The organism is Paenibacillus sp. 102, from assembly GCF_039549175.1.
Lineage (GTDB): Bacteria > Bacillota > Bacilli > Bacillales > Bacillaceae_G > Bacillus_A.
The window spans coordinates 47061-59033 of the sequence record NZ_JBCGHT010000022.1 but is presented as its reverse complement, the minus strand read 5'-3'; the positions used below and the strand labels follow the sequence as shown (position 1 = coordinate 59033).

13 protein-coding genes are annotated in these 11973 nt (G+C 36.3%); 11 read left to right on the top strand and 2 right to left on the bottom strand.

Annotated elements, in window-relative coordinates; genetic code table 11:
* The 8 genes from AAIE21_RS25955 to fsa form a co-directional block, all read left to right on the top strand.
* Positions 1 to 95: IS3 family transposase (locus tag AAIE21_RS25955; RefSeq protein WP_343267758.1), on the top strand; the 95-nt coding region annotated here is incomplete at its 5' end.
* 290 nt (positions 96 to 385) lie between these two features.
* Positions 386 to 1357: a LacI family DNA-binding transcriptional regulator gene (locus AAIE21_RS25950; protein WP_343269355.1), complete on the top strand. Its 972-nt coding sequence runs from the start codon at positions 386 to 388 to the stop codon at positions 1355 to 1357.
* Between the two features lie 13 nt (positions 1358 to 1370).
* Positions 1371 to 2267, top strand: a complete 897-nt coding sequence (rbsK, locus tag AAIE21_RS25945; RefSeq protein WP_343269354.1) for a ribokinase — start codon at positions 1371 to 1373, stop codon at positions 2265 to 2267.
* Positions 2264 to 2659, top strand: coding sequence for a D-ribose pyranase (rbsD, locus tag AAIE21_RS25940; RefSeq protein ID WP_343269353.1), 396 nt, complete (start codon positions 2264 to 2266; stop codon positions 2657 to 2659). The genes rbsK and rbsD overlap by 4 nt, the downstream gene beginning before the upstream one ends.
* A gap of 18 nt (positions 2660 to 2677) precedes the next feature.
* A complete protein-coding gene (locus tag AAIE21_RS25935) occupies positions 2678 to 4162 on the top strand; it encodes a sugar ABC transporter ATP-binding protein (protein ID WP_343269352.1) in 1485 nt (494 codons plus the stop codon).
* 3 nt (positions 4163 to 4165) lie between these two features.
* The gene (locus tag AAIE21_RS25930) at positions 4166 to 5101 is read left to right on the top strand and encodes an ABC transporter permease subunit (RefSeq protein ID WP_343269351.1); all 936 of its coding nucleotides are present in this window, start codon (positions 4166 to 4168) and stop codon (positions 5099 to 5101) included.
* A 14-nt stretch (positions 5102 to 5115) separates the two neighbouring features.
* Complete coding sequence (rbsB, locus tag AAIE21_RS25925; protein ID WP_343269350.1) at positions 5116 to 6039, top strand: ribose ABC transporter substrate-binding protein RbsB; 924 nt, start codon at positions 5116 to 5118, stop codon at positions 6037 to 6039.
* A gap of 34 nt (positions 6040 to 6073) precedes the next feature.
* Entirely contained in the window at positions 6074 to 6721 is a 648-nt protein-coding gene (gene fsa / locus AAIE21_RS25920) for a fructose-6-phosphate aldolase (protein WP_174100274.1), read from the top strand.
* Between the two features lie 74 nt (positions 6722 to 6795).
* Here fsa and AAIE21_RS25915 read toward each other — a convergent pair whose 3' ends face one another.
* Positions 6796 to 7584 carry a helix-turn-helix domain-containing protein gene (locus AAIE21_RS25915; RefSeq protein ID WP_343269349.1) on the bottom strand — a complete coding sequence of 263 codons (789 nt, stop codon included), beginning with the start codon at positions 7582 to 7584 and terminating at the stop codon, positions 6796 to 6798.
* Between the two features lie 400 nt (positions 7585 to 7984).
* Here AAIE21_RS25915 and AAIE21_RS25910 point away from each other — a divergent pair, with 400 nt between their 5' ends.
* Both AAIE21_RS25910 and AAIE21_RS25905 read left to right on the top strand, forming a co-directional pair.
* Positions 7985 to 8395 carry an RDD family protein gene (locus AAIE21_RS25910; RefSeq protein ID WP_343269348.1) on the top strand — a complete coding sequence of 137 codons (411 nt, stop codon included), beginning with the start codon at positions 7985 to 7987 and terminating at the stop codon, positions 8393 to 8395.
* Between the two features lie 303 nt (positions 8396 to 8698).
* Positions 8699 to 9322 (top strand): DUF874 domain-containing protein, encoded by a 624-nt coding sequence (locus tag AAIE21_RS25905; protein WP_343269347.1) that lies wholly within the window; start codon positions 8699 to 8701, stop codon positions 9320 to 9322.
* 20 nt (positions 9323 to 9342) lie between these two features.
* Here the strand turns inward: AAIE21_RS25905 and AAIE21_RS25900 are convergent, their stop codons facing one another.
* Complete coding sequence (locus AAIE21_RS25900) at positions 9343 to 10497, bottom strand: MFS transporter (RefSeq protein WP_343269346.1); 1155 nt, start codon at positions 10495 to 10497, stop codon at positions 9343 to 9345.
* 228 nt (positions 10498 to 10725) lie between these two features.
* Between AAIE21_RS25900 and bdhA the strand changes: the two genes are divergently transcribed.
* Complete coding sequence (gene bdhA, locus AAIE21_RS25895; protein WP_343269345.1) at positions 10726 to 11778, top strand: (R,R)-butanediol dehydrogenase; 1053 nt, start codon at positions 10726 to 10728, stop codon at positions 11776 to 11778.
* The last annotated feature ends 195 nt before the right edge of the window (positions 11779 to 11973 follow it).

Sequence of the window (11973 nt, the reverse complement as noted above, 5' to 3'; positions counted from 1 at the left end):
AATATATTCATTACTATAATCATGATCGTATTAAAATAAAACTAAAAGGAATGAGTCCTGTACAATACAGAACTCATTTCTCGCAAGCTGCTTAAAAATATGTGTCTAACTTTTTGGGTTCACTTCAATAAGGCGGTGCTTTTTTATACTTTTATTTTACACATAAATACAATAGAAAATGTTCTACAATTATAAAAGTACTCTTATTATCGTTTGAAGTTTCAGTAGTATAAAGCTAGCTTGTTTTTCTGGTAAAGTATCTTTATCCCGCATTAACAGGCAGAAAGTTTCACTGTATTTTTTTAGTTATAAATGATTGACGTATTTTTATAAATAAGTTATATTATTTTCTGTAAACGGTTACATGCAATAGGGAGGGAAGAGAATGAGTACGATAAAAGATGTTGCGAAATTAGCGGGAGTATCTGTTGCGACCGTTTCCAGAGTGTTAAATAAGAACGGATATGTTCACGAAGATACGTTGAAAAAAGTAGAACGAGCAATTGAAATGCTAGATTATAAGCCAAGTACAGTTGCACGTTCCCTATATAATAAAAAATCTCGTTTAATCGGTTTGGTCGTTCCAAATATCGTGAATCCATTCTTTCCAGAAGTTGCACGTGCCGTAGAAGATGTAGCACATAAGCAAGGATATACAGTTGTACTTTGTAATTCTGATGAAAGTTTAGAAAAAGAAAAGCAGTATATTGATGTGCTTAGACAAAATAATGTAGATGGTTTTATTGTAGCAACGAATCCACAAAATAGTATGAATTACATGAATTTATCTGTGCCAGTTGTGGCAATTGACCGCATGTTTAATGAACGTATTCCTACGGTATATGCAGACAACTATGCAGGGATTCAAGAAGCGACAAAGTTATTGTTAGAAAAAGGGTGCAAACATATTGCGCATATTCGTGGTCCGCGTGATGTGAGTACAGCGAATGAGCGTTTTGAAGGTTTTATAGATGTTATTACACAATATAGACTTTCCTACATGATTGCAGAAAGTACGTTTGATCCAGCAGATAGTGAACGTGTGGCAATGGAATTACTAGAAGAGTATCCGCATATTGACGGTATTGTAGCTGGAAATGATTTAATTGCAATTGGTGCAGTAAAAGCAGCGTTGCAAAAGGGAATTTCAATTCCAGATGATTTGCAAATTATTGGATTTGATGGTATTTCATTAACGGAAATGATGTACCCATCAATTACAACAGTAGCTCAACCTATTTATGAGATGGGGCGTATTGCAACGGAATTATTATTAGAGCAGATGGTAGGAAAAGCATTAGAAACAGAACATTATCGTTTACCGATTGAAATTATAGAAAGAAATACAACGAAGTAAGGAGATGAGAGATATGCCAAATATTGCAGTAATAGGCAGTATTTCAATGGACTTAGTCGCTGTTTCAAAAAAGCGACCAAAAGCAGGGGAAACAGTGATTGGAGAAGCATTTCACACAGTGCCAGGAGGAAAAGGAGCTAACCAAGCTGTTGCCGCAGCTAGACTTGGTGCGAATGTAGCAATGGTTGGAGCCGTAGGAAATGATAATTACGGAAAATTAGTTAGAAATAATTTAGAGAATGAACGCATTTTTATTGACTATGTGGTACCGGTTACAGGTGAAACAACAGGAATTGCTCATATCGTTTTAGCAGAAGAAGATAACAGTATTGTTGTTGTGCAAGGGGCAAACCGTCTTGTGAACGAGAAAATTGTAGATCGTGCCAAAGATTTGCTTGTAAAAGCGGATATGGTTGTTCTTCAGCTGGAAATTCCACTTGAAACAGTGAAGTACGTTCTGGCTATTTGTGAGGAACATAAAATTCCAGTTATGTTAAACCCAGCTCCAGCACAAGTTTTATCAGCAGATATTTTGGAAAAGGCAACGTATATTACACCGAATGAACACGAGTGCCGCATCGTATTAGATGATTTTACATCACCGATTGAAGAGTTACTTGCGAAATATCCAAACAAATTACTCATGACAGAAGGTAGCAAAGGCGTTCGTTTCCATAATGGTACAGAAGTTGTTCATGTTCCAAGCATTTCTGTAGAAGTAGTAGATACGACAGGAGCTGGTGATACTTTTAACGGTGCATTAGCGGTTGCACTTTCCGAAGGAGAAACATTACAAAAAGCAATTCGTTTTGCAAATATTGCGGGTGGTCTTTCTGTAACAAAACTTGGGGCACAAGGCGGCATGCCAACAAGGGAAAGATTACGAGAGGTGCAGGTGATTGTTGGATGAAGAAGCATGGTGTATTAAATAGTGAAATTGCCGCGGTACTGGCATCACTTGGGCACACAGATACAATTGTCATTGCTGATTGTGGATTGCCAATTCCAGACGGTGTAAAACGGATTGACTTGGCTATTGAACTTGGAAAACCATCATTTTTAGATGTATTACAAGTCTTGATAGATGATATGGCAGTTGAAAAATTAACATTAGCAGAAGAGATTAATACGTATAACACAGAAGTAAATAAAGAAGTTGAGTTGCGTTTGACAGAAGCTGCTTTTGAATATGTGTCTCATGAGCAGTTTAAAGAACGCACAAAACAGGCGAAGGCAATTATTCGTACAGGAGAGGCAACGCCATATGCAAATGTTATTTTACACGCAGGCGTGATTTTTTAATAAAGGGATGTGATGAGAATGCGTATTGAAATGAAAAACATTTCAAAAGCGTTCAATGGTAATCCTGTTTTGAAAAATGCACAGTTTAGCATTGAAACAGGAGAAGTTCATGCACTGATGGGGGAAAATGGAGCGGGTAAATCAACGCTCATGAAAATTTTAACAGGTGTATATACAAGAGATGGTGGTCAGATCACGATTGATGGGCAAGAACGAACGTTTAAAAACGCAAAAGAAGCGGAAGAGTACGGAATTGCTTTTATTCATCAAGAACTGAACATATTACCGAATTTAACAGTAGCTGAAAATATGTTTCTTGGAAAAGAGCTTATGTACGGAAAAACAGGTATCCTGCGTACACGTCAAATGAATGCTATTGCACAAGAGCAATTAGCAAGTCTTGGGCTACATGTAAAAGGGGCTATGCTTGCTGGGGAATTATCAGTTGGGCAACAGCAAATTATAGAAATTGGTAAGGCGTTAATGACAAATGCAAGCGTTATTATTATGGACGAGCCTACCGCGGCATTGACGGATCGTGAAATCGAAACGCTCTTTACGGTTATAAACAAATTACGTAAAGAGAGTGTCTCATTCGTTTATATTTCACATCGCATGGAAGAAATTTTTTCAATCTGTGATGCTATTACGATTTTACGCGATGGAGAATATGTGGGGAAAAGGTTAATTCCAGAAACATCATTTGATGAAGTAGTAAGTATGATGGTGGGTCGCAGCATTGGTGAACGTTATCCGGAGCGAAATGCAGAGATTGGCGAAGTGATTTTTGAAATGCGTAACGGGACGAAAAAAGGGAAGTTTGAAAATATTTCGTTTCAAGTAAGAAGAGGTGAAATCCTCGGTGTTGCCGGATTAATGGGAGCTGGTCGTACAGATATTATGAAAGCAATTTTTGGTTATGAGCCGTTAGATTCAGGTCAAATATTTATGAATGGGCAAGAAGTAAAGATTGATAATCCAATTGATGCAATAAGGCAACGAATTGCTTTTATCACTGAGGATCGAAAATCAGAAGGACTTGTATTAGATTTTTCCATTCGTGAAAATTTAGCATTGCCAAACCTAGGAAGTCTTTCAAAAGGCAGTGTAATGGATAAAGGTACAGAATTGCAGTTTACAGAGGATATGATGAAGCTTCTTAACGTAAAAGCGGCAAATGGGGAACAAGCTGTTAAATCACTTTCTGGTGGGAATCAGCAAAAGGTTGTAATTGCGAAATGGCTTGGGATTCATCCACAGTTACTCATTTTAGATGAGCCAACAAGGGGCGTTGATGTTGGTGCAAAAAAAGAAATTTACTCCATTATGAATAAGCTTACAAATCAAGGAGATGCCGTTATTATGGTTTCATCCGAACTACCTGAAGTATTAGGAATGAGCGATCGTGTCCTTATTATTCATGAAGGGAAAGTCGGCGGTATTCTAGAAAAAGGTCAAGCAACACAAGAGTCCATTATGGCATTAGCTACAGGGGGAGAATAAGTCATGGCTAAAAAGGGGAATGTATTGCAACAACTCGGTTCTTTAATTGGATTAGCACTTATTATCGTAGTCATTACGGCATTAAATCCAGCATTTATTGAAATTCCAAACTTATTTAATATTTTAAGACAAGTATCGATAAATGCACTCATTGCATTTGGAATGACCTTCGTTATTTTAACAGGGGGTATTGACTTATCGGTAGGTTCTATTTTAGCATTATCAAGTGCACTTGTTGCTGGAATGATGGCAAGTGGCATGGATCCGTTCCTTGCAATGGCAGTTGGACTATTGGCTGGTCTTGTAATGGGAATTATAAACGGTATCATCATTGCGAAAGGAAAAGTGGCACCATTTATTGCGACATTAGCAACAATGACCATTTTTCGTGGCCTTACGCTCGTTTATATGGATGGACGTCCGATCACTGGCCGTGGCGACCATTTAATGTTCCAAATGTTCGGTCGTGGTTACTTCCTTGGTATTCCAGTACCAGCTGTAACGATGATGATTGCTTTCGCAGTTCTGTACTTTATTTTAAAGAAAACGACATTTGGCCGCCGTACTTTTGCAATTGGTGGGAATGAAGAAGCAGCGGCATTATCAGGTATTAATGTAACGAGAATAAAAGTAATGATTTATGGTCTTTCCGGAATTTTGGCAGCGCTTGCAGGTATTGTATTAACATCACGTTTAGATTCTGCACAGCCAACTGCCGGTACTTCTTATGAACTAGATGCAATTGCTGCAGTTGTATTAGGAGGAACAAGCCTTTCTGGCGGAAGAGGTTGGATTGTCGGCACATTCATTGGTGTACTGATTATTGGTGTATTAAATAACGGTCTAAATTTATTAGGCGTATCTTCTTTCTTCCAACAGGTTGTAAAAGGACTTGTTATCTTACTGGCTGTATTAATTGATCGTCGAAAAGAAGCATAATGGAGGGACAATTTATGAAAAAATGGTTACTTGTACTCGTTGCACTCATCATGGTGATCACTGCTGGTTGTTCAATGGAACCACCAGAATGGGCAAAGGATTCTAGCGATAAAGGTCGAAATAAAACTATTAAAGTTGGATTTTCTGTTTCCACTTTAAACAATCCATTTTTCGTTACGTTGAAAAATGGTGCGGAAAAGAAAGCGAAAGATAGTGGCATTGAGTTAATTGCTGTTGATGCTCAAAATGATGCAGCGAAACAAACGAACGATGTCGAAGATCTAATTCAAAAAGGCGTTGATGTCGTTGTTATTAATCCAACAGATTCAGATGCGGTTGCTTCAGCTATAAGTGCAGCAAATGCAGCAAACATCCCTGTTATTACAGTGGACCGCGTTGCAAACTCAGGGAAAGTTGTTTCACACATTGCATCAAATAATGTAGAAGGTGGCCAAATGGCTGGTGACTACATTCGTGAACTCGTTGGTGAAGGAGCAAATGTTGCTGAGTTAGAAGGGATTCCTGGATCTTCTGCTGCTCGTGAGCGCGGGAAAGGATTCCATAACGTAGCTGACAAAGGATTGAAAGTTGTTGCAAAACAAGCTGCCGATTTTGATCGTGCCAAAGGATTATCAGTTATGGAAAACATTTTGCAAGCAAATAATGATATTAAAGCAGTATTTGCGCATAATGATGAAATGGCATTAGGTGCACTTGAAGCATTAAAATCTGCTGGAAAAACGGATGTTGTTGTGGTTGGATTTGATGCAACTGACGATGCTGTGAAAGCGGTTAATGATGGACGTATGGCAGCAACTGTTGCCCAAAAACCACAATTAATCGGTGAGAAGGCGATGGAAACAGCAAAACAGGTGAGCCAAGGTAAAAAAGTGGAAAAATTCATTCCGATTGAATTAGAGCTTATTAAGAAAAAATAAATATAAAATGAAAATTAGGAAGGAAGAATAACAAATGAAATTTTTTATTGATACAGCAAACATTGATGAAATTAAAGAGGCAAATGATTTAGGCGTATTAGCAGGTGTAACAACAAACCCATCACTTGTAGCAAAAGAAGGCGTAGATTTCCATGAACGTATTCGTGAAATTTGCAGCGTTGTAGAAGGGCCAGTAAGTGCAGAAGTAATCAGCTTAGAAGCAGATAAAATGATTGAAGAAGGAAAAGAATTAGCAAAAATCGCTCCAAACGTTGTTGTAAAAGTTCCTATGACAAAAGAAGGTTTAAAAGCAGTAAAAGCATTCTCTGATTTAGGAATCCGTACAAACGTTACGTTAGTATTCTCAGCGGTACAAGCATTGCTTGCAGCGCGTGCTGGTGCAACATACGTATCTCCATTCTTAGGCCGCTTAGATGATATCGGTCATAATGGTATGGATCTAATTCGTCAAATCGCTGACATCTTTGTAATTCATGACATTAAAACAGAAATTATCGCAGCATCTGTACGTCATAGCGTTCACGTAACAGACGCAGCATTAAACGGTGCACATATCGCAACAATTCCAGCAAATGTAATTGGAGCATTAGTGAAACACCCATTAACAGATCAAGGAATTGAGAAGTTCTTAGCTGATTGGGAAAAAACACAAGGGAAATAAATAATAAAAAATCACAACCCACTTGTTTGGGTTGTGATTTTTTATATAGAAAAGCTTATGGGGGGATAAATCGATTAAAGATGATTCATCTTTTCTCTCACTTTTTTTCGAAGTTTAAAACTTAAGCGATTATTATGTTCTTCATTTCCTACTAAAAGTTTATATGCTTCAAATATTGCTGCGATGCGAATGAAAATGTAGACACCAATAGCAATTAATGCCACACAAATCGGATAATAGGGAACTAAAACTCCTGAAGTTATATTTTTTCTCTCTAACAAAAATGGTATTCCACCTGCTGCTATTGAACAAATTCCAACTACCATTACTGGAGCATATCTCTTTTTAATATTTGTATATTTTGCTGCTAACTCTTTAAGAAAGTTTTGATCAAACATTAAAGCCTCTTTTTTAAGGATTTTATATTTATTATCTTCTATAGACATGGCTGTCACAATCGTTCCGATACCGAGGACAGCAATTATAATGATAAGAAATGTATAAATTGCTGGATCCTGTTTAAAAATCAAATATGGTACGGTAGATAAAATAAGTAGGCTAAACCCTAAAGCAATATATTTAGAAATTTTTTGTTCATACAACAAATACCCTTCTGCCATTTCTCTACTTACATAATATCCTGGTTCATTTTCATTGCTTTGTTTGGCAGTATCTTTTAGTAAATAATCAACAGATACCTCGAAAATATTTCCAATCATTAAAAGTTTTTCAGTTTCAGGAAACCCTTGACCATTTTCCCACTTACTAATCGCTTGCCTTGAGGTGTTTAATTTTTCAGCTAAAGCCTCTTGAGAAAGGCCTTTTTCTTTTCTTAACTTAAAAAGTTTCTCACCAAAAGCCATATGTATAACCTCCTTTGTTTTGATAACTAAATTGTATATAAACATTGTTTTCTGTTCTATCCTATGAGAAATGCATTTTGTCAACTTACGGTTGCAATTATGTTATATGATGCATTTTTCATATGATTTAACTGTATAACCAATATTTAGAATTTTCGAGCGTTGAAATCACCTAATACCATGTTATAACGATTTCAAAAACAAAATCTTATCAAATACTGTAGGGAAAAGAAATATTTCCAAGGAAATTGTCGAGATATATGCAAGGGTTATCCAATTTCTATTGGAAATGATGAAAGGGACATTGCGCATAGATATAAGGTCGGCTATATTTAAAATTAAACATACAGAAAACATTGACTTATAAAGAGGAGATTGTTTCAAAAGGAGTGGGAGCAACATGTATGAAAAGGAACCTGCAGGGTTTTGGAAGAGATTTTTAGCTTGTATTGTTGATTGGTTACTGATTGTTCCTATGTATATTATGTTTTTAAGTTTAGATGTATCCAAGTCTCATACGGAAATGATAGTCAATATTTTAAACTTTTTATATTTCCTGATTGTACCTGCTATATGGCTAGGTTTTACAATAGGGAAGAGAGTGATAGAAATCCAAATTATTCGTATAGATGGGGAAAAGATTACATTATGGACTACATGTAAGCGTTATTTGATAGCTATAATTGTATATATACTTACATTAGGAATTGGCTTTATTGTCAGTGCATTTATGGTAGGTTTACGTGAGGATAAAAGAGCAATTCATGATCTGATTGCTGGGACGCAAGTGATTGAAGTATCGGATGAATAGAAAATAAAGACGACAAAAGTTATTATATAGATAAGGATACTAGAATAACTCATTTGAAAAGGTAATTAACTATTATAGTTAGTTACCTTTTTATATTTTTTTAAGAGAGTATGGAACAGATTTTTGAGTTGAATATGAAAAAAGTTTAAGTTGTATCCCACAAATATATGAAGGAAATAGAGTGGTAGAAAGTGTTTTGTGCAGAAAAATAAAATTTTTTACAGAATCAAAATAAAAAAATATATCAATTTAATGCTTTTATATATAATAGATAGGTTGAAAAAATAATAAGAGGTGTTAAGTGTGAAAAAGACAGGGGTATTATTTATTCTAATTGTTTGTTTTATGTTAGCTGCTTGTGGAAATGTTGAAAAAACAGCAAGTGAATCACAAGAAGTAAAAGAAACACAGAAATCAGATAGTAAGGATGCTTCACAAGAAGTAAAAGAAACGCAGAAATCAGATAGTAAGGATGCTTCACAAGAAGCGAAAGTGGCGCAGAAATCAGATGATAAGAATGCTTCACAAAAAGTACAAGAGAAGCAGGAACAAAATACAGTTTCAAATAAAAAAGATGAAAATAAAGAGAAAGTAGTTAATGGGGAAAGCGAACGAAATGTGCCTGCAAAAAAAGAAGAAAATCTTCCTGGAAAACAAAATATCGTACTTCAAAATTTACAAATAAATTGTAATGAATATGATAAGGAATTCATATTACGTGCTGGGGATAAAATTGATACGATGCTGATCGAGAGCATAACAAACGATGAGGTGTTTGTTAAACTTGATAATGGTTTACAAACATCGTTTCAATTGGGAGATGGTGTATCAGCCAAAAAAAATGCTGGATTATATACTATCACACTAACAGATATCCGAGATGGACATGTTACAGCCTATGTTCTTGATGCAAAATGTTTTCAATAATAAAAAGACAATGAGGGAATTTAACCCATCATTGTCTTTTTCACTTTTCCTCTTACATAAATCATAGAAGCGAATGTGAGTAAAAATGCTGTTCCAATTACAAAGCTTACGCTCGGTGATGCACCGATTGCTCCAACTGTAAAGGATCCTGCAACAACACCTAATGAGAAGAATGCATAAAATAATCCGAATGCCTTCCCGCGTTTGTCTTCAGTTGTATTTTCAACGAGTAAAGCATTAATAGATGGGAAGAGGATGGCGAATCCAATTCCATAAATCATCATCACAACAAAGAGCATACCTTTTGTTGTAAAGATGCCAAGTAATGATAAGGCAAGTGCCATAACTGCAATACCAATTAGCATCATTTTTGAACGGTCAAAGCGGTCGAAAATACGATTTGTTGGTAGCAAGAAGAAGAGGATAGCGGTAATCCCAAATACACTTAGCATCATGCCTGTTGTTGATGCTTGAAGCGCTAATGCTTCTACTTTTACGGGTAACATATATGTGACGATTCCTTGTGAAAACATCAATGTAAAAGCGCCAATATATGCTTGTAATAATGGTTCGGATTTTAGTAATCCTATCATATCTTCTTTGTTCATCATTTGAGTGCGTGAAGTATCTTTTCTAGTTACATTGTTTGGTAACAAGAAAAGGGAAACGATTGTACCGAGTACCATTAAGATAGAAATCGTCACAAAGACCCATTCTATACCTGCAGTTGCTTTCATAATTCCACTGAAGGCAGGACCAACGATAGCTGCTGTTCCGACAGCAGCACCGGATAGTGCCATGGCTTTTCCTTGTTTTGTAGATTTCGTTTGCTTAGATAGGAAAGTAAAGGCTGCAGGGATTAAGAAGCCATCACTAAATCCGTGTAAAAAGCGAACGATAAGTAATTGTTCACCGCTCTGAACAACGGTATACAATAATACTATGAAACTCGTAATCCCCATACTTATATAAAGTACCTTCTTTGCTCCAAACTTATCAACAGATGCACCTGCGATAATATTGCCGATCATATTGGCAAACGAGTACATTCCGACAACAAGACCGATAATAAGAGGAGTTCCCCCGAGGCTTTGCGCGTAAGTACTCATAATTGGTAATTGTGAGAATGTATCTAAAAACGCTACGATAACAATAAAATAAATGAAATATTTCAAGTGATGTTCACCTCTCCTCTGCTATTATGGCATAATGCGAATTTCTCCTGCAATGAAATTGAATTAACAGATGTGGAAAAAAAGTACAAAGTGACAGAAAAATGAACTTTTCTTGTTAAAATTTGGTGAAACCCAGATTGATGTTTTGAAATATATGGATAGTAGTACTATAATAGAATTGTAAACTTCACCAGGTTAAGTATATATACATAGAGAGGGATGCATAAAATGAAAGCATTACTTTGGCATAATCAACGTGATGTAAGAGTAGAAGAAGTTTCAGAACCAACTGTACGACCAGGAGCAGTAAAAATCCAGGTTAAATGGTGTGGTATTTGTGGAACAGATTTACATGAATATTTAGCAGGACCTATTTTTATTCCAACAGAAGAACACCCACTAACACATGTGAAAGCACCTGTCATTTTAGGTCATGAGTTTAGTGGTGAAGTTGTTGAAATCGGTGAAGGCGTTACAACTCATAAAGTAGGGGACCGCGTTGTTGTAGAACCTATTTATTCTTGTGGTAAATGTGAAGCTTGTAAACATGGCCATTATAACGTTTGTGAACAACTTGTTTTCCACGGTCTTGGTGGAGATGGCGGTGGCTTCTCTGAATATACTGTAGTACCAGCAGATATGGTGCACCATATCCCAGATGAAATGACTTATGAACAAGGTGCACTTGTAGAACCAGCAGCAGTTGCAGTTCATGCAGTGCGTCAAAGTAAATTAAAAGAAGGTGAAGCTGTAGCTGTATTTGGCTGTGGCCCAATCGGACTTCTTGTTATCCAAGCTGCTAAAGCTGCAGGTGCAACACCTGTTATCGCAGTTGAACTTTCTAAAGAACGTCAAGAGTTAGCAAAATTAGCAGGTGCTGATTACGTATTAAATCCAGCCGAGCAAGATGTATTAGCAGAAATCCGTAACTTAACAAACGGTTTAGGTGTAAATGTTAGCTTCGAAGTAACAGGCGTTGAAGTTGTACTTCGTCAAGCAATTGAAAGTACAAGCTTTGAAGGGCAAACAGTTATTGTCAGCGTATGGGAAAAAGACGCAAAAATCACTCCAAACAACTTAGTATTAAAAGAAAAAGAACTTGTTGGTATTCTTGGATACCGTCACATCTTCCCATCTGTTATTAAATTAATTAGCTCTGGTCAAATTCAAGCAGAGAAATTAATTACGAAAAAAATTACAGTGGATCAAGTTGTAGAAGAAGGATTTGAAGCGCTCGTAAAAGATAAAAATCAAGTGAAAATTCTGGTTTCACCTAAATAATATATAATATAGAAGAAAGTAGTCTTTTTCTAGAAATAGAAGAAGGCTACTTTTTTTATGCATAGAAAGGTGATAGACTTTCCTTTGACCATATAAATACGGATTGAAAGACCAACATAAAATCATTCCTTTTAGGTGGTAGAGAGAATCCACCGATGGATAGAAGCGGTCAGTGCCTTTTTTAGCCCCATGCGA